The following is a 23444-nucleotide window of genomic DNA, read 5'->3' on the forward strand; positions in this document are numbered from 1 at the left end:
GCATCGCCTGAGAACGGAGCCCGCCCATGATTTCTCCTTTCCGTCACCTGTCCAGATTTTCGCTCGCCGCCGGCTTTGCCTTCGGCATCGCCACGGCCGCTTTCGCGGTCGGCGACAGCAACGATGACACCAATCCGCCGCCGAAGACCCAGACGACCAAAACCTGCACCGGCGGCAAGGTCTGGGACAAGGCCAAGAAGGAATGCGTCAATCCGAAGAAGAGCAGCTTCAACGACGACGATCTCTATAAGTTCGCCCGGGAGTTTGCCTATGCCGGCCAGTATGACAACGCCATCACCGTGCTCAATCTCGCCCGCAATCAGAACGACCCGCGCATCCTGAACTATCTCGGCTACGCCAACCGCAAGGCCGGCCGCATGGAACTCGGCATGTCCTACTACCGCAAGGCGCTGCAGGCGGATGAGAATTACATCCTCGCCCGCTCCTACATGGGCATGGCGCTGGTCGAACAGGGAGACATTCAGGGCGCCCGCGTTCAGCTTGTCGAAATCCGTGATCGCGGCGGCGAAGGCACCTGGGCCTATCGCGCGCTGCTGCAAAGCTTGAACGGCTACAAGACATATTGACGCAAGCTTTGTGGGCCACAATACGAAAATCCCTTGGGAAAGAGGGATGAAAACGACCGGATGCTTGCGCAGTGCAGGAGACTTGTTTCATAAAGCACATGCATCGCCGGCGTCGATAAGGTCGGCTTCGCGCCCGAGGGCAATCCCTTCGTCCGCGAAACCATTGTGAATGCTTCTTGGATAGACAATGCGTCAACCCGCAACGACCATCGATCTCCGACGTGATCTCGTCGGCCTTCTGCCCCGCCTTCGCCGCTTCGCGATCACGCTCGCGGGTGAGGTTGCCGTGGCCGACGAACTCGTTCAGGCCGTCTGTCAGCGCGCCATCGCCAAGGGGCATCAATGGAGCGGCGAAGGCCGGCTGGAAAGCTGGATCTACATGCTTGCCCGCCAGCAATGGACTGACGACAGCCGCAAGCGCAAGCCGAAGGCTTCCGTCCGCGGCAACGTCACCGATCTTCGTGAGGCCGCACGCGAACGGGCGGCTGCCGTCGATCCCGACGCCATCCATCACATGATCGCCGATATGCCGGATGGCGTTTCCAGCATGTTCCTGCTTGTCGACGTCGAAGGCCACAGCTACCAGCAGGCGGCCGACATTATGGGCATCCCAGTGGCAAGCGTCGTTTCGCAGCTCGCCGCCGCAAGGCTGCACTTTGCCGAGCTTGCCGGCACCCACCCGATCCACAGGTACTGAATTTGCCCGATCTTAGGAAATTGCCGCTCGAAGTCCAGCTTACCGCCCTTCTCGACGGCGAAGTCTCGCCCGAACAAAGGCACGAACTGGAGCAGCGTCTGGCAAGCGACGAGAATGCGCGCCGGCTGCATGAGAAGCTGCGCCACGGTGCCGATTTCGGCCGCCGGCGCCTCGACGATATCCTGAAGGAGCCGGTGCCGCTCGCCCTCGTCCGCTCCATCAAGAGCACGCAGCCGCCGAAGACGCCGATCGCCCAGCGTGCCACGCGCCCGCAGGTGAAACTGGCGCCGAGCGGCCCGCAGGCGCTGGCCGCCGCTCTGATCCTCTTCGTCGTCGGTTGCGGCATCGGCTATTTCGTCGGCACCAGCCCGGATGCCGACGAAATCGCCACCACGACCGCCGCCACGGCGCCGGCCAATACCAGCGACTGGCTGGGCGATGTCACCGCCTATCAGCGCCTGCTGATCCGCCAGCCCCGTCATCTCGTCGAAGTACCCGCCTCGCAGGCCGAGGAAATCTCCAGTTGGCTGACGACCGCGATCGGCGTGCCCTTCCGCGTGCCCGATCTCGGCGCCGAAGGCTGGACCTTCCAAGGCGCGCGCGTCATTCTCGGCGACAGCCGCCCTGTCGGGCAGCTCGTCTATTCCAACACCGATGGCGACGTTATCTCCATCTGCTTCCGCAAGGACGCGCAGCCGCCGGAGACCGACGACTTCAAGGAAACGATCAAGGACGAGATCGGCCTCGTAACCTGGCATAATGCCGGCACCTCCTATGTGCTGGCCGGTCCCTCCGCCGAAGCAACGCTCGGCCAGCTCGCCATGGAGATCGCCACGGCGATCTAGCGCATCGCCCGAAAATCGGAATCGATTTTCGGAAAGCACGATGCGTCGGTTCAAACTGTTAGAGCGTCCTTTGTGCGTCCGAAAGGACGCACGGTGCTTAAGGGGCCAAGTTTTTTGGCATCGCGTCGGGCTCGCTTTCTTGGATTGACGGCGTCAACACCACTTTTCCGACCGCCCTCCGCTCCTCAATGACGCGATGCGCCTCCGCGGCTCGATGCAGTGGGAAGCGACCGCCTTCGACAACCGTCAGCGCGCCCGTCGCCGCAAGATCGAAGAGCGCGCCAAGATCCCTTGGCACAGCTTGGAGCGTCAGCAGCGGCAACAGCGAAAATCCCTTGATCGACTGGTTCTGATCAAGCATGCGCTCGATATCGGCGACCCCAAGCCCGAATCGTCCCATCGCCGCCGGCACCAACTCGCCGCAAGGCGCCAGCGCATCGAGCGTCGCCCTTGAAACCGCGCCGCCGACGGTTTCATAGATGATATCCGCGCCGAGCCCTCCGCTCAGCCCCTTGACCTCCTCCTGCCAGCGGGGCGCCGTATAGTCGACCACATGATCGGCGCCGAGAGACAGGGAAAGCGCCCGTTTCTCCTCGCTGCTCGCCGCCGCGATCACCATCTTTGCGCGGTCGCGTCTTGCAAGCTGCAGCAGCAGCGAGCCGACACCGCCGGCTGCCGCATTGACGAGGACGATTTTGCCATTGACGGGGCTGCGGCGCAGGAGATGCAGCGCCGTCAGTCCCTGCACCATCAGCGCCACAGCCATCGTGAAGGAGACAGCATCCGGCAGCGGCACCACCGCCCCAGCGTCGACCGCGACGAACTCGGCATAACCGCCCGAACCGCGGCCGATCGCAAAGAGAGGAACGGCAACCCGCGTGCCGATGAGCGAGCGATCGGCACCGGGCCCCGCCCGCTCGATGATACCCGCGACCTCGACACCGGGAAACATCGGCAGGTCGGGCGATACGGCATAGCGATCGGCCCGCATCAGTACCTCGAAGAAATTCACGCCGGCCGCATGAACGCGGATGAGAACCTCACCCGGCCCCGGCTCGGGAACCGGCAGTTCCACCACCTCGAGGACTTCGGGCGGACCGAAGCGCGTGAATTGTATCGCTTTCATAACAGATGAACCTCACGTCTGATTTGGCGTGGGGCAGGTTTAGCAATAGGATATCCTGTAAAAATACACACTCTTTCGTGCCATACCCACCAGGAGGTGACCATGGCTGAGCCGATGAAAAGACTCCCCGAGCTGCCGGTCGAGCGCGCGCTGAAAGTGATTTCAGGGCGCTGGAAGCCGGTCATCCTCTACTACGTCTTCTCCGGCCCGAAGCGTCTTTCGGAGCTAAAGCGCATGATGCCGGCCATTAGCCAGAAGGTGCTGATCCAGCAGCTGCGCGAAATGGAGGAACATGGGCTGGTTGCGCGCCGGATCTTTACCGAAATCCCCGCCCGCGTCGAATACAGCGCGACCGAACTCGGTCTCGGCCTCGAACCGGTGCTGCTGGCGCTCTGCCAATGGGGCCAGCGCCATGCCGAGGCGCGCAACGAAGCCGGCGATATCGCCGACTGCATCGTCAGGCCGCGCCGCACCGATACGATCGCGGCCTGAGTTCCTTTGAGATCAGGCCTTGCCGGCCTTCACCTCGAGCACACGGTTGGCGGCCGAGACGATCGCCTCCAGCGACGCCGCGACGATGTTGGTATTGATGCCGGCGCCGAAGAGCTTGCCGCCGGGATAGGAGGTCTCGACATAGGAGATCGCCGCCGCATTCGAGCCGTGCTGCAGCGAATGCTCGGAATAGTCCTCGACCGACATCTCGATGCCGAGATAATGCGACAGCGCGTTGATGAAGCCGTCGATCGGGCCGTTGCCGCGCCCTTCGATGCGCTTGATCTCGCCATTGTCGGTGATCTCGGCGGCCACGACCCGTTGGCCCTTGCGCTCAGTATCGGGATAGGTGTGGTGGTCGACGAATTTCAGGCGCGCGCTCGGCTGCGTCACGTAGCGCTCGATGAAACGATCGTGAATGCGCTTCGAAGGAAGCTCCTTGCCCTCTACGTCGGTAATGCGCTGAATGTCCTCGCGGAACTCGACCTGCAGGTTGCGCGGCAGGTTCAGCCCGTAATCCTGCTGCAGGATGTAGGCAATGCCGCCCTTGCCGGATTGCGAGTTGATGCGGATGATCGCCTCGTAGGAACGACCGACATCACGCGGATCGATCGGCAGATACGGGACCTCCCATACGGGATGGTTGGCGACCTGTGCTGCCTTCATGCCCTTGTTGATCGCATCCTGATGCGAGCCGGAGAAGGCGGTATAGACCAGTTCGCCGACATACGGATGGCGCTCGCCGATCGCCATCTGGTTCGAATATTCGAACACTTCCTTGATGCGCTCGATATTCGAGCAGTCGATCCCGGGATCGACGCCCTGGGTGAACATGTTCAGCGCCATCGTCACCATGTCGACATTGCCGGTGCGCTCGCCATTGCCGAACAGCGTGCCTTCGACACGGTCGGCGCCTGCCAGCAATGCCAGTTCGGCAGCGGCAATGCCCGTGCCGCGGTCGTTATGCGGATGCAGCGAAATGATCAGGTTCTCGCGATTGTCGAGATTGCGGCACATCCATTCGATCTGGTCGGCATAGACGTTCGGCGTCGCCATCTCGACGGTGGACGGCAGATTGATGATCAACTTGTTATCGGGCGTCGGTTTGACGACCTCGATGACGCCGTTGCAGATTTCCAGCGCCACCTCGAGTTCGGTGCCGGTGAAGCTCTCTGGCGAATATTCGAAACGGTAGCCGCCGCCGGCCTTGGTGGCCATATCGGTGATCATCTTGGCGGCATCGACGGCGATCTGCTTGATGCCCTGCACATCCTTGGCGAAGACGACGCGCCGCTGCAGCTCGCTGGTCGAGTTATAGAAATGCACGATCGGCCGGTTTGCGCCTTCCAGCGCTTCGAAGGTGCGGGTGATGAGTTCCGGGCGGCATTGCACCAGCACCTGCAGGGAGACGTCGGCGGGCACATTGCCCTCCTCCACGCACCAGCGGGCAAAATCGAAGTCGGTCTGCGAAGCCGAGGGGAAGCCGATCTCGACTTCCTTGAAACCCATATCGAGTAGCAGTTGGAACATGCGCGCCTTGCGGTCGTGGCCCATCGGATCGACCAGCGCCTGGTTGCCGTCGCGCAGGTCGACCGAGCACCAGACCGGCGCCTTGGTTATGGTCTTCGTCGGCCATGTGCGGTCGGGAATGTTTACCTGCGGATAGGCCCGGTATTTCACCGCGGCGTCAGGCATGCCTTTTGCGGGGGTGGTCTTGTTCTGGGAGGATTGCGTCTTCGCGTCCATCGTATCGTCTCCTCGTCCCGGCATTTGCCCCGCCTCTTAGCCGATCGTGTCGGGCTTGGCGATAAACAAATGCGGACCTTTGTCGGTCGTTAGGTCAATTTTGAAAGTGAGTCGCGAGGAGCGATGGCCGGGCGGGCTTTCGGCCGCCGGGCGCTCCTCAAAGGACCCGGCAACCGCGCGTAAGGCCGAGGAGAAGAAGCGAGGTCAGGGCGCGCGTATTGTCACGCAGGGCGATGCGGCCGCGTGCAATGCTGTTGGAAATCTTGGCGCCAGTGGTCTTCATGGCCGCGCTTATAACCTCGGGCAGTGGAACTGGCAAGCCCTTGCCCGGCTTTTGGTCGCCGCCCAGCGTTGACGCGGGCGCGCCTGCGGTCACGGAGATATTCCAAAGCGCCGTGATTCGGCATTTCCACGACCGTGACTAAGCCCGGTCTTTCCACATCTTCACCAGCCGCGACAGTGCGAGCATCAGCCCGCCTGCGATCAGGCCCCAGAAGGCGCCTGATATGCCGCCGAAGGAAACGCCGGAGGCGGTGACGAGGAAGGTGATCGCCGCCGCCTCGCGCGAATCCGGCGCCTGGAACGCCGACATTGCCGAGGACGAGAAGGCACCGACCAGGGCCAGCCCCGCCACCGCCTCGATCAGGATCGAAGGCGCGAGCGCGACGAAGGCCGTTACCGCGCCGGCGAGCAGCCCGAGGATGACATAACCGACGCCGGCGATCAGCGACGCCCAATAGCGCCGCTTCGGATCGGTATGGGCATCCTGCCCGGCACACATCGCCGCGGTGATTGCCGCCAGATTGACGGCGTGGCCACCGAAGGGCGCCGACAGCAGCGAGAAGAAGCCGGTGACGGCAAAGAGCGGACCGGGCTTGGGATCGTAGTGATTGACCTTCAGGACCGCGATACCCGGGATATTCTGTGAGGCCATGGTGACGATGAAAAGCGGCAGCGCGATCGAGACGAGGCCGGCAAGATTGAACACCGGCCGGACGATCTCCGCCGTCGGCACCAGCGATTGTTCCAGCGATCTGAGCGCACCCTCGGGGATATCGACGCCGAAGGCGAGCACCAGCGCGAAGGCTGCGAGTGCCGCCGGCACTGCCCAGAGCCGCTTGAAGGCGCCGACGACGATCCAGGCGACGACGATCGGCAGGCCAAACAGCGGATTGAAGCCGATTGCCTTCACCGGCGCGAAGCAGAGGCCGATCAGCACGCCGGCGAGCATCGCATTGGCGAGCGGCGCCGGAATGGCGGCCACCGCCCGGCCAAGCGGCTTGAAAAGCCCCGCGACGATGATCAATACAGCACAGATCAGGAACGCTCCGACCGCCGCATTGAAGCCGCCCTCGATCGCCCCGGTGCTTGCCAGCAGTGCGGCGCCCGGCGTCGACCAGGCAATGCTGATCGGCAATCGGGTCACGGCGCTCAGCACGATCGCGCAGATGCCCATGGAAATCGACAACGCCATCAAGCCCGAAGCCGCCTGAGCATCCGTGGCGCCGACCGCCTGCAGCCCGTGCAGCACGACGGCAAAGGAGCTGGCGGAACCGACGAAAGCGGTTAGCAGCCCCATGAACAGGGCCTGGACGGAAAAATCTTTGAGCATGGCGGACTCGTGGGCTGCAGGAGCGACGCATGGAGCATGATGGCTGCCGCAGGCGCAAGTCCGGAATCAGCGCTTTCCGTTCAACCCTTGCGGATAACCATCTTCATTCAAACCAGCCGAAGATAAAACGCCCTCGCCTGCGATCGGCAGGCAAGGGCGGCTTCTTGGCAGCTTGGCTGAGAAAGCTCAGATGTCGGACTGCGACGTCACAACCCGCGAAACGAGGCCATAGTCCTTCGCCTCTTCGGCCGAAAGCCAGTAGTCGCGATCCGTATCCTTGGCGATCTTGTCGAGCGGCTGGCCGGTGGCCGCCGCCATGATCCTGTTCAGGCGCTCGTTCATCTTGATGATCTCGCGCGCCTGGATCTCGATGTCGGATGCCATGCCGCGCGTGCCGCCGGAGGGCTGGTGCAGCAGGAAACGCGTGTTCGGCAGGCACAGGCGCCGCTCTTTCGGAACCGCGACATAGATCAGTGCGCCGGCCGAGGCGACCCAGCCCGTGCCGATCATCCAGACCTTCGGCTTGATGAACTTGATCATGTCATGGATGGAATCGCCGGATTCGACGTGGCCACCGGGCGAATTGACATAGATGCGGATGTCCTCGTCGCTGGCTGCGGCGAGCGCCACCAGCTGCGAGCAGACCTTCTGCGCCAATTCCTGATTGATCGGTCCGTAGATGAAGATCGAACGCGACTTGAAAAGATTCGCCTCCGTTTCCTTGCCGAGCGGCAGTTCCTTCGTCTTGTCGTCCTGGTCTTCGTCGTTCATTCGAACCTCTTGGAGATGAATTCGGGTTCCTCGCACATAGTGCGACTCAATGCCTAAAACAATGCGGGAAAAACACAAGGCACCGAAGCGATGCAGATATCCTTAAGAAGCCGCGCGCCGTTCTGCAAGCCTTACTGAATTGTAACGGTGAAAGGCTTTGAAAAGCCAAAATCGGTTCCTACCTCAGCCTCACGCGGCAAACGCCGCCAGCGCATAACCCCGAAATCGGAATCGATTGTCGGAAAGGATTATGCGCAGTTTTAAATTGATAGAGCGTCCTTAGCGCGTCCTATCGGACGCGCGGCGCTCTAGATCATTAGGAGACAGGACATGTCACCGGAAGAACGCCAACTGCTGACCGCCCTCTTCGACCGCGTGCGCACCGCCGCGGCCACACCGCGCGACCGCGAGGCTGAAGCGCTGATCGACCAGGCAACGCGCGAACAGCCATCGGCCACCTATTATCTGGCCCAGGCCGTCATCGTTCAGGAAAAGGGGTTGGAGGCGGCCGCCAATCATATCAAGGAACTCGAAGAGCATATCCGCCAGCTGGAAGCCGGCGCCAGTGAACACCACCAGGCCGAACAGGGCGGCGGCTTCCTGAGCTCGATCTTCGGCAATACGCAGACCCAGCAGCCCGCGCCTGTCCCCTCCAACCCCGGCCCATGGGGCCAGGCCTCCCGCGGTTATGACGAGCCCCGTGGCTACGACCGTGATGCCCGCCAGCCGCCGCAACAGCCGTCCGGCCCCTGGAGCCAGCAGGCCTATGCGCCATCGGCCGGCGGCAGCTTCCTGCGCGGCGCGCTCGGCACGGCAGCGGGCGTTGCCGGTGGCATGCTGCTTGCCAATTCGCTGAGCGGCATCTTCGGCAACCACATGTCCTCGCTCGGCTGGGGCTCGCCCTTCGGCGCCAACCCCTTCGGCAATGCCAGTGCGCCGACCGAAGAAACCGTCATCAACAATTATTACGGCAACGATGACACCCGCCAGGCCTCGGACAACGCAAGTGACGACAAGGACGCCGACGTGCAGCAGGCCGACTACGACGATAACGACGATTACAACGACGACTCGTCTGGAGATGACGTCACGGATGCTTGACGTTTAACGGCCAAGGCGCGAGCGGCGGTTGGTTTTACATTGCCGCACCGTTGCCCGGCCTTTCGCTTAGGTTCAGGGCGTTCGTCGCTGCAATCGATTGAGAGCAATTCCAGAAAAAGTGCCTCGCGGTTTTTCGTCCGGAATTGCGTTGAAGAAAAAACATCGATTGCTCGGGCTGCGCCCGACCGCTCCTCACCCACGCCCGCGATAGGTGGCAACACCCTGCTCCGGCAGCCACACGCCTTCCGGCGGCCTGCCCGTCTGCCAGAAGACGTCGATCGGAATGCCTCCGCGCGGATACCAATAGGCGCCTATCCTCAGCCACCGGGGATCGAGCAGCTCGAGGATGCGCTTGGCGATGTAGATCGAACAATCCTCGTGGAAAGCGCCGTGATTGCGGAAGGAATGCAGGAAGAGCTTCAGCGATTTCGATTCCACCAGCCATTCGCCCGGAATGTAGTCGATGACGATATGGGCGAAATCCGGCTGCCCGGTCATCGGGCAGAGCGAGGTGAATTCCGGCGCGGTGAAGCGGACAACGTAGTCGGTACCGGCATGGTTGGACGGCACTTTTTCAAGCACCGCCTCCTCCGGCGATTGCGGGGTTTCGGTTTGCTGACCCAGCATCGACAGGCTGGAAACATCGGTACTCGGCATCATGCCTCCTTGACGACTTTGACGCGGATGCCGTGAGCCTTTTCGCCCTCGGGCTCCACGTGAATTGCGATAGTGGCGCCCTCGTGCACTGCCCTGATGGCATCCTCAAGGCGATCGCATATATCATGCGCCTGTCGCACGGACATCCCGCCGGGCACCACCATGTGAAAATCGATGAAGGTGACGGTGCCCGCCCGCCTCGTCTTCAGGTCATGCACGCCGATGGAGCCCGCCGCATGGGTGGCGATCGCCTGCTTGATCGCCTCCTCTTCCTGTGGCTCGACCGCCTGGTCCATCAGCCCGCCGATCGATTGCGAGATCACCTTCCAGCCCTGATACAAGATGTTGACGGCAACGAGGATGGCAAGCACCGGGTCGAAGATCGCATAACCTGTCGCCAGCGCCAGCAGCAGGCCGACGAGCACGCCGATGGAGGTCACCACATCGGACATGATATGCTGACCGTCCGCCATCAGTGCCGCCGAGCGATGCCTGCGCCCAGTGCGGATCAGCAACCGCGCCCAGATCGCGTTGATGACGCCGGCCGCGAAATTGATCGCAAGGCCGAGGACGGGTGCATCCAGCATGCGCGGCTCGGCGAGATAACCGATCGCCTCGGTGACGATCAGCAGGGCAGCGACGACGATCAGCACGCCTTCGGTGACGGCAGACAGATATTCCGCCTTGTGATGGCCGAAGGGATGGTCGTGATCGGCAGGCTTCTGCGCATAGCGGATGACGAAGAAGGCGACGAAGGCGGCAACGACGTTGACCGAGGATTCGAGCCCGTCGGACAGCAGCGCCACCGATCCGGTCACCCACCAAGCCACCATCTTCAGGCCCATGACGCCGAGCGACAGCGGAATCCCCCACATCGCCAGCTTTCGAACCGTAAGATCGCCATTGTCACTCATATCGTTCCCCTGCGGTTGCGAATGAATTGCAGAATTCAAGCCGTTGAAACGCAAAACCGCCCACGCGAATGTCGCGCAGGCGGTTCAGTTAAGGGTGATATGGGCGATGACGGCGGATTTGTCAAAGGGGAATGACAAGTCGTTCACAGGCGTTGCCGTCTCCGGTCGGAAAGCGGCATACTGAGCGATCCCGCCGATGCTCCCTACAGCGCAGCTTTCAAGGTGGCGGGTCGGAAAATACAGGCTGCGGCCAGCGTAGAAGAGCGGCCTGCCCTGCAGGCGTCAGGGCATAAACGCCTTTTTCCATGCGCTCGAACCATCCGTAGACGTTGTCGCGCAGGATCGGGCCGGCCTTGGGCGTAAGCGCCTTCATATCCCGCGGCCGCGCCAATCCCCGCTCGAGTGCGGCGGCGCACAACAGCGCCTGCTGGCGATAGGCGGTCATGATCGGCGCCCGCGAGCCGCCGCCGACGGCCGGATCACCGCGGCGGCGCTGATGCTCCTTGACGAGGCGCGAGCGCCGCTTCGGATTGGTGCGCGGCATCGGCGAGACGGAGCTGACGATGACGCTGACCTCGCCGCCATCGGAAACGCCGAGCATGCCGATGCCGAGGCGCCGGCAGAGGTCGCGGTAGCGTCTGTCGGCCTCTCGCCCGCGCCCCTTGGCGGAAACGCGGGCCGCGATCCAGACCTCATCGCTCATCGCCGCCCGGTCGACCGCCTGCAGAAGCAGTTCGAGGTTGAAGGAGAGTTTGAGTTCGCAGACCACCACGACCGGCGGCTCGCCATCGCTCAACCCCACGAGATCGCATCCGCCGACCTCGCCCTTGACGACATAACCGGCCGCCTCCAGGAAAGCTTTAACCGGCAGGTAGAGTGATGTCTCCATGCTGAAAACCGCGCCTCAGGCGGCGTTGAGATCGGCAATCTCGCCATATCGCGCGAGCAACCGCGGCGACGACATGTCGCCGGTTTCTTCATCGACGATTACGGCATAGGCCGCCACGCCGACGAAACGCTGGGCCATCGCCGAAGCGATCTTTTCCGCGCTGACGGAGTTCGATGCCTGGCGCATTTCACCGGGCACGAGATTGCCGCGGTTCTTACGATAAGGGAGAATGATGAACTTTTCAGCATTGGCCACGGCGACGGGTTCCGATTGATCGTTCCTGAAATGTTCTGATTTGCTGGAAGAAGTCAACCGAACTCTGATGTGAACGCCGCTGACCCGCCTCTCCCCTCCCGCAAAGCAGGAAGGGAGAGGTGGAATTGCGCTCAGGCAGCTTTGGTCTTCACCTTGCGCGCCAGATGCGCCACCACATTCTCGATCATCCGCATGCCGGCATCGCCGCCGAGCGTCATGATCGATTCGGGGTGGAACTGCACCGCGGCGATCGGTTCCTTGGCGTGTTCGATGCCCATGATCGTACCGTCCTCGCTCTCCGCCGTGATGATGAATTCGCGCGGCAGCGTCGAGGGATCGGCGAAGATCGAGTGGTAGCGGCCGACGGTCACCTCTTTCGAAAGGCCAGAGAAAACGATGCCCGGCTCCAGCACGCGGATGCGCGAGGGCTTGCCGTGCATCGGCAACGCCAGATGGCGCAATTCCCCGCCATAGGCCTCGGCAAGCGCCTGCAGGCCGAGGCAGACGCCGAAGATCGGCAGATTGCGCGCCCGCGCCCTCTTGATCGTCGCTTTGCAGTCGAAATCCTTGGGGGTTCCGGGGCCAGGCGACAGCACGACGAGGTCCGGATTCAAACGGTCGAAGATTTCCTCCGGCACCGGCGTACGCACGGTCGAAACCGTCGCCCCCGTCTGGCGGAAATAATTGGCAAGCGTGTGAACGAAGCTGTCCTCGTGATCGACGAGCAGGATGTTGACGCCCTTGCCAACGCTTGCGACGTCGCGCTGGATCTTGCCGGAATTGCCGGTCTTGGCGTCTCTGATGGCGGAAAGCATGGCGGAGGCCTTCAGTTCGGTTTCTGCTTCTTCCTCATCGGGAATGGAATCGTTGAGCAGCGTCGCACCGGCGCGCACCTCGGCGATGCCGTCCTTGATGCGCACGGTGCGCAGCGTCAGGCCGGTGTTCATATCGCCGTTGAAGCCGACCATGCCGATCGCCCCGCCATACCAGGCCCGTGGGCTTTTTTCATGGCTCTCGATGAAGCGCATCGCCCAGAGCTTCGGGGCGCCGGTGACGGTGACGGCCCAGGCATGGCTGAGAAAACCGTCGAAGGCATCCATGTCGTCGCGCAGCCGTCCCTCGATATGGTCGACCGTGTGGATGAGGCGCGAATACATCTCGATCTGCCGGCGGCCGATCACCTTGACCGAGCCCGGTTCGCACACCCGGCTCTTGTCGTTACGGTCGACATCCGAGCACATGGTGAGTTCGGATTCGTCCTTCTTCGAATTCAAAAGCTTGAGGATCTGCTCGCTGTCGGCAATCGGATCGTCGCCGCGCTTGATGGTGCCCGAGATCGGGCAGGTCTCGATGCGGCGGCCGGAAACGCGCACGAACATTTCGGGCGAGGCGCCGACCAGATATTCCTGATGGCCGAGATTGATGAAGAAGGAATAGGGCGACGGATTGATCGCCTTCAGCCGCCTGGAAATATCGGAAGGCTTGCTGTCGCAGCGTTCCATGAACTTCTGCCCCGGCACGACTTCGAAGAGGTCGCCCTTGCGGAAACTTTCCTTCGCCTTGGTGACAAGATCGGCATATTCGCCCGGCCGGTGATCGCTCTTCGGCGGAATGGAATCCGTATGCTGGAAGGGGTCGGGCGCGATATCCTGGGCCTTGCCCTCGGTCGAAACGCCGCCTTTTTCGAAATCGTAACGGTCGATCCAGGCTTTGGCGGCATAATTGTCGACGACGAGGATCTCGTCCGGCAGGTAGAGCACCATGTCGCGCTGGTCGGCGGGCCGCGTCAGCTTCAGATCGATCGCGTCGAACTGGAAGGCGATGTCGTAGCCGAAGGCGCCGTAAAGCCCGAGGCTCGCATCCGCCTGCGAATAGAACAAATCGGTCACGGCGCGCAGCACGGTGAAGACCGTCGGCATCTTCGAGCGCTCTTCCTCGGTGAACACCCGGTCCGGTGTCTTGACGGTCAGGTCGAGGCGACGGGCAGAGGAAGCGCCGAGCACAAGGTCGGCCACCGTCTTCAGCCGCTCGGTTACGAAGCCGAGGATCACTTCGCCACGTTCGTTAAAGGCTTCGATCCAGACGTCGCGCCCGAAGGAGGAGATGCCGAGCGGCGGATCGACGACGGCAGTATCCCAACGCGTGTATCGGCCCGGATATTCGTAGTTCGACGAGAACACCGCACCGCGGCGCTCGTCGAGCTTGTCGACATAGGAAGAGACCGCATCGCCGTAGGGAATCGCCCGCCGCTGCCGCGTGACGGATATCCCGCCCTTGGTCTCGTAGATTTCCGCACCATCATCCCGCAGGATCGTTACCATTGTTCCACTCCGTTATCGGGGCCCGGACGACAGGCGGCCATAAAACAAAAAAGCCGCCTCGAAGTTTCGGGCGGCTCACTCGTCGTCTTTGGACACGATTAGTCGAGGCCGCCTTAGCGAACCCACCACCAAACAGCAATGTTCAAGGACTTGATCATGAAAAATTGTTAGCCTGAGATCAGCCATTGCGCAAGAGGCGATTGCGGGATCGAAAAAGGGCGGCCCGAAAGCCGCCCTCCCCCAGCCTAGAAAGCGCGATCGCGATCAGAAAGTCTTGGTGATCGACACCTTGAACGTACGGCCCGGCTCCGAATACCATTCTTGCGGCTGCGACGCAGTCACCGAGGTCAGGTTGACGTCGCGCACGGCGAGCGCGTTGTAGTGCTCCTGATCGAAGATGTTGTAGACACCCCCCTGGATACGCAGACCCTTCAACTGTTCCGGCGTCCACCATGCCGTCAGATCGACGACACCATAACCGGGCGCATCGAATGTGGTCGCAACATCGTCGTCAGGCATGGCTGCCGAGAGCGTCGAGGAAAGATCGAAACCGTAGTTGTCGTTGCTCCAACCGCCGCCGATGATCGCCTTGAAGGGAGCAACCGATCGCAAGTATTTGCCCGTATCCTCGTTGCGGCCATAGGCATAGGCAAGCGACGCATGCAGGTTGATGCCATTGTTGAATGTCTTGACGGCACTGGCTTCAATACCCGAAATTGTGGCCGCAGAAACGTTCGTGTAGTTGAACTCCGTAAAGCCGGTCGCGTCCCGGCTTGTCACCGTCTCGATAAAGTTCTGGTAGCGGGTGTGAAAAGCCGCAACCCGACCGGTAAAATCGCCCGTGTCGAAATTGGCGCCGATTTCGACGCCGCGGCCGATTTCCGGCTCCAGATCGGGATTGCCGAGCTGGGCGTAGCGGCCCGTCGGGTTATAGAAGCGGCTGTAGAGCTCGTCCACGGTGGGTGCGCGGAAGCCAACGGCCAGCTGTGCGTAAAGCTGCACGTCGGGCGTCAGGTCATATGTGGCAAGGATCTTCGGCGATAGGCCGGCTTCCGTCCGGTCGTTCAGGTCCCCGAAACGAGTAAGCCCGGTATTGCTTGCGAAACTTCCGCCGGTCGACGGATTGTAGTTGAACCAGTCGAAGCGGAAGCCGGGTGTCAACGCTAAGCCGGTATTGCCGATTTCGATCTTGTCTTCGAAGGTCAGCCCCAGGTTCTGGCTGTCGACATTGGGCACTTCCGCCTGGTTGTTCAGCGCCGGGCACGTTGTGGGCGTCGGGCAAAGTGCCCAGCTATACTGGCTCCAGCTGGAAATGCCGACGTCGAGGCCCACGCGAACGGAGTGGCTGAGACCGGAATATTCGAAATCCTTCGTCGCCGTGCCGCTGAAGCCCCAGGTTTCGTTTTCTATCTGGTTGTTACGGCCATAGGCCACATTGGCGGTCGTACGGCCCCGGCTGCCGGCTTCCTTCTTCAAATCCAGCCAATAAAGCGTTGCGCGCGCACTGCTGAAGAATGCGTCGGAAGACTGCGCCTCATAATCGTAATCGAGAGAAACGCGGTCGCGGTCGCGCAGTTCGCGGCCGTCATAATTGTCGATCCGGAAGTTGCGCGGCGTCGTGCCGCCCTGGAGCTCGCGCAGGTCGGTCTTGAGATCGCGGCGGAAGCGTTCGGCCGTCAGGCCGATGCGATGACCGCCTTCCAGCTCCTGTCGCAGCTTGAAGAGCAGGTTGTGCTGGTCGAAATCGGCGGGATCCGCCTCGGTGCGAGAGCGGCCATAGCTGTCGTTGTCGCCCATATTGTCGCGTTCATGGCCCTTGCGGTAGCCGCCCTGAAACAGGATCGACGTGTTGCCGATCTTCTTGGCAGCGGCGGCCGAGCTGGAAATGCTGCGATCCTCGCTGTCATATGTCGACTTGACGATCGCACCCCAATCCCGGCCTTCGGGAATGAGATCCTCCGGCTCGAGCGTATTGAGAACGATGGCGCCACCGAGCATGCCCGAGCCGCCCTTGCTCGAATCTGCGCCGCGCACGATATCGAGCGACGACAGCGAATCGAAATCGAAGGTATCGCCGCCGCCATTGGCGTTGGCCGGCGCGAAAGCACCCTGGCGCGAACTGTTCGAAATATACGGGATCGGAATGCCGTCAATGGTGGTCAGGATGCGAGCGCCGGAGAGGCCGCGCAGGTTGAAGCCCGCGTCGCCACGCGAGTAGTTCACACCTGCATCGACGCTGCGGCCAATATCGTCGAAATTGGTGACCTGCTTCTCTTCGAGCGTCTTGGCGGTGATCTCGGTCGCAAGCGGCGTGTCGGCGACGCTGCCCGGCGCCACGCGTTTGCCCTTGACGACGATCTTCTGCAGGACGGTGCTGTCTTCTGCGGTGGCTTGCGGCGTCGTTGCCGGAGCGCTTTGCGCGAAAGACTGCGAAACAGGAAAAACAACTGTGGCTGCCGTGCAGACCAACAAAACCGAACGCCAATGCCGGACGATCATAACCTACCCTCTAATGATGATTACCGGGCTGGCTGGTCGTGGCGCGTCAAACGCTCGAGGGGCTGGCTGGGCTTTTGCGGATGAAGGCGACGCAGAATTTCTGCCTTCTTTTTGCCGCATAAAAAACATGAGTTCTATTGTCAACATAATCCGGCGATTTATGTTGAATAATATTATCAAGTTTTAACGATCTTCCTAAACGTTGCGCATTTGCAACGAAAACCGCCATCGCGCATTATCCCTAACTATCGGCAGCAGGGAATCGGATGCGTTGAGAAAACTTTCGATACTGGCGATCCTGATCGCCGCTACCGCCTTTCTTGCCGGCGCCCGCTTGCCCCCACAAGGTCCACTGCCCCAACCTCGGCCCGATGCCGGCGAGACGAGCAGCCCCACCTCTGTCCCGCCTGCGGAGGCGGAACCGCCCGCGCCTGAAGAGGTGCCGGCCCCTCAGCCGAAACCTGATGTAAAGGCTCCGGAGGCACCGAGCCAGCCGTCGACGCCGGGGGCCGAACCGGCCCAGCCTGCGCCGGCCGAACCCATGCAAGGCCCGCCGCTGCCCCCGGGCAAGCTTGAAAGCCCGCAGACCCCGACTGAAGAAAACAAGCCGCCAGCCGAGCAGACGCTCGAAGAACAGCATCTGACGATCGAACCCGAAAGCGACACCGAGCACGCCGAATGCACGGCCGCACTCCGGGCTTTGGGCGTCGTCTTCAAGGAAACGCCGCGTATCGATGACGGCAACGGCTGCGGCATCGACAAACCGATCATCGTCTCCGAAGCCCTGCCCGGCATCAGCCTGAAGCCGGAAGCGACGCTCCGCTGCCCGGCAGCACTCGCCCTTGCCCGCTGGATGAAGGACAGCGTCATCCCGGCCGCCTCCGCCGCCTTGCCGGAGCAGGGCCGCATCACCACCGTCAACCAGGCAACGGCCTATATGTGCCGCCTGCGTAATGGCGCCGGAACAGGCAAGATCTCCGAACATGCCCGCGGCAACGCCATCGATATTGCGAGTTTCCATTTCGAAAAGGGCGAGGATGTCGCCGTCCGCTCCCGCCGCGAGGATCCGACGCTCACCGGCGCCTTCCAGCGCACCGTCAGCGCCGCCGGCTGCCTCTATTTCACCACCGTCCTCGACCCCGAAAGCGACGCGGCCCACGAGACGCATTTCCATCTCGACGTCATCGAGAGGAAGGGCGGCTATCGCTATTGCCACTAATCATTTCAACGAGTTGCGGTTCACGCTTGAATCAGGCCGTCGAACAGATGAGCAAGCGTTCTGAAGATCAGAACAAGCCCTCGATATAACCCTGATCGTTCAGGAAAATCCGCTCCGCCGACGGCGATTTCGGCAGGCCGGGCATCGTCATGATCTCGCCGGTGATGGCGACGACGAAGCCGGCGCCCGCCGAAAGCCGCACCTCCCGCACGGTGACGACATGGCCTTCCGGCGCGCCGCGTAGGTTCGGATCGGTGGAGAAGGAATATTGCGTCTTAGCCATGCAGATCGGCAGATTGCCGTAGCCCTGCTCCTCCCATGTCTGTAGCTGGTCGCGCACCGCCTTGTCGGCCGTCACCTCGCCGGCATGGTAGATCTTCGAGGCGACGATCTCGATCTTCTCGAACAGCGAAATGTCGTCGCCATAGAGCGGCTGGAATTTCGCTTGGCCGGATTCAGCCAGTTCCACCACCTTGTGCGCCAGTTCCTCGATGCCGGCCGAACCCAGCGCCCAGTGGCGGCAGAGGATCGCCTCGGCGCCGAGTCTTGAGACGAATTCCTTGACCGCGGCAATCTCGGCGTCGGTATCCGAGACGAAATGATTGATCGCCACGACGACGGGCACGCCGAACCGGCGCACATTGGCGACGTGCCGTCCAAGATTGGCGCAGCCCTTCTTCAACGCCGCCACGTCCTCGGTGCCGAGATTCTCCTTCTTCACCCCGCCATTCATCTTCAGCGCCCGGACGGTCGCGACGATGACCGCCGCATCCGGTTTCAGCCCGGCCTTGCGGCATTTGATGTCGAAGAATTTCTCCGCTCCGAGATCGGCCCCGAAGCCTGCTTCCGTCACCACATAGTCGCCGAGCTTCAGCGCCGTCTTCGTCGCCGTCACCGAATTGCAGCCATGGGCGATGTTGGCGAAGGGTCCGCCATGCACGAAGGCCGGATTGTTCTCCAGCGTCTGCACGAGGTTCGGCTGCATCGCATCCTTCAAGAGCACCGCCATGGCGCCGTCGGCTTTCAGGTCGCGCGCATGCACCGGCGTGCGGTCGAAGCGATAGCCGATGATGATGTCGCCGAGCCGCCGCTCCAGATCCTTGAGATCGGTGGCGAGGCAGAGGATCGCCATCACCTCGGAGGCGACGGTGATGTCGAACCCGCCCTGGCGCGGGAAACCGTTGGCGACACCGCCGAGCGAGGAGACCATGCTTCTGAGCGCCCGGTCGTTCATGTCCATGACCCGCCGCCAGGTGATGCGGCGAATGTCGATATTCTCTTCGTTGCCCCAGTAGATATGGTTGTCGATCATCGCCGCCAACAGATTGTGCGCCGAGGTGATCGCATGGAAATCGCCGGTGAAATGCAGGTTGATGTCTTCCATCGGCACGACCTGCGCATAACCGCCGCCGGCCGCCCCGCCCTTGACGCCGAAACAGGGGCCGAGAGAAGCCTCGCGGATGCAGATGATGGCTTTCTTGCCGATCCGGTTCAGCCCGTCGCCGAGCCCGACGGTGGTCGTCGTCTTGCCCTCGCCCGCCGGTGTCGGATTGATCGCAGTGACGAGGATCAGCCTGCCGTCCTTCTTGCCTGCCTGCGCCGCGATGAACTCAGCGCTGACCTTCGCCTTGTCGTGACCATAGGGAGCGAGTTGCTCAACCGGAATGCCGAGTTTCGCCCCGATCTCGAAGATCGGCTTCTTGGCAGCTGCGCGCGCGATTTCGATATCGGATTTGATGGCTGGCATGGATGTCCCCCGTCCGACCTCCGCGGACGCAGAGTCGTTGTTTTCCCCTTATCGAGATAGCGAAATATCGGCGAAGTGTGAATAGCGCCACGCCTTGCGGCAGCCACGCTGGGCGTTTATGTGGCGGTCAACGATTGCGGTTTCACAGGGTGAAAACATGAAGTCACTGGAACTCATCATTGAGCGCATCATCCTGTCGAGCCGCTGGCTCCTCGTCGCCTTCTATATCGGCCTGGTAGCGGCGCTCGCCGTCTATGCCGTTTCCTTCGCCTACAAGCTCCTGAAGATAGCCTCCGGCGTCTTCGAGCTCGACGAAGCGGAGATGATCCTTGCCATGCTCAGTCTGATCGACGCAGCCCTCGTCGCCAGCCTGATCGTCATGGTGATGATCTCGGGCTACGAGAATTTCGTCAGCCGCTTCGATGAGGCCAGTGAGGCTGACAACGAGGTTTCCTTCCTCGGCAAGCTCGATTCAGGCAGCCTGAAGATCAAGGTCGCCTCCTCGATCGTCGCCATTTCCTCCATCCATCTGCTGCAGGTCTTCCTTAATGCCGACAAATATGCCGACGGCAAGATCATGTGGCTGACCTTCATGCACCTCGCCTTCGTCGCCTCCGCCGTCATGCTCGGCTTCCTGGAGAAGCTGATGAGCGTGACGTCGAAAAATGATTTGAAGGACAAGGGGTAAAGGGACGACGAACTGATTGTCCCACGTCAGTGAGTGGGCACACCGGCGTTCTTTTCCGCATCAATTCGAGGCCGCAGCAACAGGAGCGATCTCTGCCTCAGCTTTTCTGGGGCATCGAAGACTTTCCTTGGCATCGGGTCCACATAGGCGATCACCGGGCTCATCACCGTAAGGGATGATACCGTTGACGATGCCAAGCTCGAGCGCCTGAGAACGAGGAATATTCTTTCGCTCAATCGAGGTCGCGAGCATCATCGTCTCGAAAGACTCGGCATTAACGCCCATCTCGTCGAAATAGGCGAAGAATTTCCTATCTTCAGCCGTCGTGGGTCTGACAAGGCCGATATCGGAATATCCGACAATCCGCGGCGTTCCGCTCATCAAGACGAGAGTACAGGTCGAAAGGCAGTATGCACCGCCGGCAGAGACCTCCCCCTCCGTCGGACCGCTTTTGGCCATGCTCGCCTTGCAACGCGGATCGAGCGTCGGGCAGTTCGGCAACCGCGTTCTGCCAATCGAGGTCTCCAGACCTGCCGCACGGATCACACGCCCCATCGCGAAAGCCGCATCCATGTCCCCGCCATTGGACTGAAGAACGAGCGGCAGCTTTCTTTCGCCGAGCGTCTTCAAGATTGCCGCCAGCCGAGCCGGGGTATCCGGCGTGATGTCTCCTTCCGCAGAAATCCACTGCGTGCACTCCTCCTGGCAATTGCCATGATACATCAGGAGAAAGTCCATCGGCAGGGTTGTCGGCTGTTTCTCGCTTGTGTCTGCAGTTGCGGGCGCCCCAGCCGCTTCGACCGCCGAATGGCCGTGGCAGGCGGCATCAGTGGCTGCACCCGCCACGCAGAGCGGCATGCCCGGCCACTCATTGTAAGCCAACATGTCGGTGTTCAGCCCCATGCGAAGTGCATCTGCTGGCGGTACGATAGTGATGCGATCAGGAGGGGTACTCATCATCAAACCGATCAGATCGGCACTGACGCCCATCTCCTTCAAATAGCCCGTCAGGGCAGCGGCCGCCTTCTTTCCAAGTTTAGTGGAACTACTCTGCCCCGCGGATTTGCGTCCAACCTCCTTGCGGGAAATTTCCGTCTTCTTGCCATTCACGATCTTGTATTCGATGCGATAGGAGACACGCTCTCTCTTGTAGACAGTCGTGATCTGATGGACACCGATGAAAGCCCATTGCGACGAGACGCGCGAGGTACCGCCGGCGAAAGCCAGAGGACATGCGGAAAAGCAGTATGCGCCATCCGAATAGGTGACGCCGACCGAGCTGCCATCCTTTTCGATAGCGGCGGCGCAGCGCGTATCGTCCGCTGGGCAATCCTTCAGTCGCGTGCCTCCTACGGCTGTTTCCAGACCGGCCTTGCGGATGATCCGGCCCATCGCATAGGCAGCATCGACCTCACCACCTTCCGACTGAAAGACCACCGGCAATTTCCGATCCCCGATTTTCTTCAGAATTTTTCGGAGCTGGCCGGGAGTATCGGTGGTTATGCGCCCCTCTGCCGATATCCATTCAGGACAGTCTTCCATGCAGAGGAGGCTTCGTACGATGATGAAACGCATTGGCGCCTGCCCCGCCTGCTTCTTCTTCTCGGCAGCCTGTGAGATCGCGGCACCGATCGGCAAGCTCAAAAAAAACAGGGCAAGTAATATAAGGAAAAACAGATGCTTGCTAAAAACAAAAATTGCAAAGCGCACGATTAAATCGCCTCAGTTATACATGAGAATACGATTAGCAATTGCACCGAACCGCAGCAAGCCAGATTTCGCTGGTGTTACCGCCCAACCTCTTTCCCGAAGTGATTCTCTTCCTGTCCGGCTGCCTGAGATCCATCGCTCTGCGGCCACGCGGGAGCCAAAGATACCGCAACGCTATTTTTGCAAGTCGAAACTCAACCAAGACGCGATCTACTGTGACTAATTTTTCACAATTTGAATGAATCGGCTTGCGCCAAGTCGGTTGGGACTAGCATCCCGCCGCCTTTCTGTGTTTGATAGCGGTAACATTGGGGCTGCCGGAGGCGTACAAATGTCTTACATGACTACCTCTGAAAGACAGTCATTGCTTTCGGCAGAGCTTGCGACTGCACGAACACGTGGCCTCTTTGCACAGGCGCTCGGCAGAATCTCCACAGCCTTCGGATTATCGCATGCGACGCTGATGCACGCCCCTTCTCCCGAAGACCTTCTTTTGAAACCGCTGCTGATCGAGAGTTCGCTTCCGGCCGCCTATGTCAGGGAGTTTGATCGCGCCCACATGATGCGCGGTTGTCCATTTGGCGTGCGGCTGAGAGAGTCCGCTGTGCCGCCGGTCTGGCACCTCAACGACACCGTCAATGGTCAGGCCTTTCCTGCCGAACTGCGTGCCCTGATGCTGCGCCATGCCATACCGGCAGGCGTCGCCATGCCGACCATCGCAGCCGATGGCCAACGGTTGGTCTTCTGGTTCTGCGGCGACCGCGCCGCACTCGGCCAGAGCGAGATCAATGAGTTGGCAATGATCATTCTGCATGCACTCGATGCATACAATGCAGTCAAACGCAACGAGGAATGCGCGCATAACGCGCTGTCGACTCGCGAACTAGAAGTTGTACGCTGGACTGCCCAAGGCAAAACCTCGATCGAAATCGGCCAGATCCTGGCGCTCTCGGACCATACGGTGAACGCCTATATGACGAACGCGATCAAAAAACTCGATTGCGTCAACCGCACCCAGTTGGTAGCTAAGGCAATTCGATTGAAGCTGATCAACTGAGGCATCAGAAGAGAGTCGGCACGTCGTCCCGTGATCTGGGGGAATCGTGTCTCTTCGTTTCGAACAGCCCGTCATTGACAAGACAGCGCAATCCCGCGCCCACATCGGCATCACCGATGCGGAAATTGTCCAGATGCTTGCTGCCTATCGCCTTTTCGGCTTCTGGCGCATCGACATCGAGACTGGACATTTCTTTGCAAGCGAGGATGTGCACACGATCTTCGATCTCCCCTACAGCGACGGCCCCGTCAATCTGACAGAGCTGATGTCGCGCATTCATGAGGAGGACCGCAGCCTCATCGCTCAAACCTTCGAAGAGGCGAGCCTTCACCGCGCCGGTTTCCATTTTGTCTATCGTGTCGACAACCGGCTTGGCGGCTACAAGGTGGTGCGCAGCGTCGGCCGCTTCCGTGACGATGAAAGTGGCAGCGGCATCGTCGGCATCACCTACGAATTCGTCGAGAAACTGCGTGTCGTCGGCTTCGAGGACAACACGGCGTCTCGCTGACTC

22 protein-coding genes and 1 pseudogene are annotated in these 23444 nt (G+C 61.1%); 9 read left to right on the forward strand and 14 right to left on the reverse strand.

Translation table 11 applies throughout. From position 1 onward, the window contains the following. Positions 1-26 precede the first annotated feature (26 nt). The 3 genes from NE851_RS27035 to NE851_RS27045 all read left to right on the forward strand — a co-directional run bounded on the left by NE851_RS27035 (position 27) and on the right by NE851_RS27045 (position 2129). A complete protein-coding gene (locus NE851_RS27035; protein WP_254959052.1) occupies positions 27-587 on the forward strand; it encodes a tetratricopeptide repeat protein in 561 nt (186 codons plus the stop codon). A gap of 187 nt (positions 588-774) precedes the next feature. Continuing rightward, positions 775-1284 carry an RNA polymerase sigma factor gene (locus NE851_RS27040; RefSeq protein ID WP_047611295.1) on the forward strand — a complete coding sequence of 170 codons (510 nt, stop codon included), beginning with the start codon at positions 775-777 and terminating at the stop codon, positions 1282-1284. Between the two features lie 2 nt (positions 1285-1286). After that, entirely contained in the window at positions 1287-2129 is an 843-nt protein-coding gene (locus NE851_RS27045) for an anti-sigma factor family protein (protein WP_254959056.1), read from the forward strand. A gap of 97 nt (positions 2130-2226) precedes the next feature. Here the strand turns inward: NE851_RS27045 and NE851_RS27050 are convergent, their stop codons facing one another. Further along, the gene (locus NE851_RS27050) at positions 2227-3255 is read right to left on the reverse strand and encodes a quinone oxidoreductase family protein (protein ID WP_254959058.1); all 1029 of its coding nucleotides are present in this window, start codon (positions 3253-3255) and stop codon (positions 2227-2229) included. Between the two features lie 5 nt (positions 3256-3260). Here NE851_RS27050 and NE851_RS27055 point away from each other — a divergent pair. After that, a pseudogene (locus NE851_RS27055) lies at positions 3261-3747 on the forward strand (winged helix-turn-helix transcriptional regulator). Positions 3748-3759: 12 nt separating this feature from the next. Here NE851_RS27055 and leuA read toward each other — a convergent pair. From leuA to NE851_RS27075, 4 genes are all read right to left on the reverse strand, one after another. After that, positions 3760-5493 carry a 2-isopropylmalate synthase gene (leuA, locus tag NE851_RS27060; RefSeq protein ID WP_029867923.1) on the reverse strand — a complete coding sequence of 578 codons (1734 nt, stop codon included), beginning with the start codon at positions 5491-5493 and terminating at the stop codon, positions 3760-3762. 157 nt (positions 5494-5650) lie between these two features. Further along, positions 5651-5776 carry a hypothetical protein gene (locus tag NE851_RS27065; protein WP_254959063.1) on the reverse strand — a complete coding sequence of 42 codons (126 nt, stop codon included), beginning with the start codon at positions 5774-5776 and terminating at the stop codon, positions 5651-5653. A 138-nt stretch (positions 5777-5914) separates the two neighbouring features. Further along, the gene (locus tag NE851_RS27070; RefSeq protein ID WP_254959065.1) at positions 5915-7105 is read right to left on the reverse strand and encodes a benzoate/H(+) symporter BenE family transporter; all 1191 of its coding nucleotides are present in this window, start codon (positions 7103-7105) and stop codon (positions 5915-5917) included. Positions 7106-7291: 186 nt separating this feature from the next. Beyond that, a complete protein-coding gene (locus tag NE851_RS27075; protein WP_029867921.1) occupies positions 7292-7876 on the reverse strand; it encodes an ATP-dependent Clp protease proteolytic subunit in 585 nt (194 codons plus the stop codon). 330 nt (positions 7877-8206) lie between these two features. On the opposite strand from NE851_RS27075, the gene NE851_RS27080 reads away from it, so the two are divergent. Further along, entirely contained in the window at positions 8207-8977 is a 771-nt protein-coding gene (locus NE851_RS27080; RefSeq protein WP_254959068.1) for a DUF2076 domain-containing protein, read from the forward strand. A gap of 192 nt (positions 8978-9169) precedes the next feature. Here NE851_RS27080 and queF read toward each other — a convergent pair whose 3' ends face one another. The 7 genes from queF to NE851_RS27115 form a co-directional block, all read right to left on the reverse strand. Beyond that, positions 9170-9634 carry a preQ(1) synthase gene (queF, locus tag NE851_RS27085; RefSeq protein ID WP_254959070.1) on the reverse strand — a complete coding sequence of 155 codons (465 nt, stop codon included), beginning with the start codon at positions 9632-9634 and terminating at the stop codon, positions 9170-9172. Further along, positions 9634-10548: a CDF family cation efflux transporter EmfA gene (gene emfA / locus NE851_RS27090; RefSeq protein WP_047611305.1), complete on the reverse strand. Its 915-nt coding sequence runs from the start codon at positions 10546-10548 to the stop codon at positions 9634-9636. Before emfA ends, queF begins: the two co-directional genes overlap by 1 nt. A 217-nt stretch (positions 10549-10765) precedes the next feature. Continuing rightward, positions 10766-11437 (reverse strand): DUF2161 domain-containing phosphodiesterase, encoded by a 672-nt coding sequence (locus NE851_RS27095; RefSeq protein WP_047611309.1) that lies wholly within the window; start codon positions 11435-11437, stop codon positions 10766-10768. 15 nt (positions 11438-11452) lie between these two features. Continuing rightward, a complete protein-coding gene (locus NE851_RS27100) occupies positions 11453-11692 on the reverse strand; it encodes a hypothetical protein (RefSeq protein WP_047611312.1) in 240 nt (79 codons plus the stop codon). Between the two features lie 131 nt (positions 11693-11823). Continuing rightward, positions 11824-14013, reverse strand: a complete 2190-nt coding sequence (locus NE851_RS27105; protein WP_063474512.1) for an anthranilate synthase — start codon at positions 14011-14013, stop codon at positions 11824-11826. 264 nt (positions 14014-14277) lie between these two features. Beyond that, positions 14278-16512, reverse strand: coding sequence for a TonB-dependent hemoglobin/transferrin/lactoferrin family receptor (locus tag NE851_RS27110; protein WP_063474511.1), 2235 nt, complete (start codon positions 16510-16512; stop codon positions 14278-14280). Between the two features lie 46 nt (positions 16513-16558). Beyond that, positions 16559-16741 carry a hypothetical protein gene (locus NE851_RS27115; protein WP_254959074.1) on the reverse strand — a complete coding sequence of 61 codons (183 nt, stop codon included), beginning with the start codon at positions 16739-16741 and terminating at the stop codon, positions 16559-16561. Positions 16742-16783: 42 nt separating this feature from the next. On the opposite strand from NE851_RS27115, the gene NE851_RS27120 reads away from it, so the two are divergent. Continuing rightward, complete coding sequence (locus tag NE851_RS27120) at positions 16784-17731, forward strand: extensin family protein (RefSeq protein WP_047611315.1); 948 nt, start codon at positions 16784-16786, stop codon at positions 17729-17731. Between the two features lie 67 nt (positions 17732-17798). Here the strand turns inward: NE851_RS27120 and NE851_RS27125 are convergent, their stop codons facing one another. Continuing rightward, positions 17799-19478 (reverse strand): formate--tetrahydrofolate ligase, encoded by a 1680-nt coding sequence (locus NE851_RS27125; RefSeq protein WP_029867912.1) that lies wholly within the window; start codon positions 19476-19478, stop codon positions 17799-17801. 157 nt (positions 19479-19635) lie between these two features. Here NE851_RS27125 and NE851_RS27130 point away from each other — a divergent pair, with 157 nt between their 5' ends. After that, positions 19636-20166 carry a TIGR00645 family protein gene (locus tag NE851_RS27130; RefSeq protein ID WP_080759844.1) on the forward strand — a complete coding sequence of 177 codons (531 nt, stop codon included), beginning with the start codon at positions 19636-19638 and terminating at the stop codon, positions 20164-20166. Between the two features lie 60 nt (positions 20167-20226). On the opposite strand, the gene NE851_RS27135 is transcribed toward NE851_RS27130, so the two are convergent. Further along, positions 20227-21876, reverse strand: coding sequence for a COG3904 family protein (locus NE851_RS27135; RefSeq protein WP_254959078.1), 1650 nt, complete (start codon positions 21874-21876; stop codon positions 20227-20229). A gap of 331 nt (positions 21877-22207) precedes the next feature. On the opposite strand from NE851_RS27135, the gene NE851_RS27140 reads away from it, so the two are divergent. Both NE851_RS27140 and NE851_RS27145 read left to right on the forward strand, forming a co-directional pair. Continuing rightward, positions 22208-22933 carry a helix-turn-helix transcriptional regulator gene (locus tag NE851_RS27140; RefSeq protein WP_029867909.1) on the forward strand — a complete coding sequence of 242 codons (726 nt, stop codon included), beginning with the start codon at positions 22208-22210 and terminating at the stop codon, positions 22931-22933. Positions 22934-22979: 46 nt separating this feature from the next. Continuing rightward, a complete protein-coding gene (locus NE851_RS27145) occupies positions 22980-23441 on the forward strand; it encodes a PAS domain-containing protein (RefSeq protein WP_029867908.1) in 462 nt (153 codons plus the stop codon). Positions 23442-23444 lie beyond the last annotated feature (3 nt).

Source organism: Rhizobium anhuiense bv. trifolii (assembly GCF_024346605.1).
Lineage (GTDB): Bacteria > Pseudomonadota > Alphaproteobacteria > Rhizobiales > Rhizobiaceae > Rhizobium > Rhizobium anhuiense.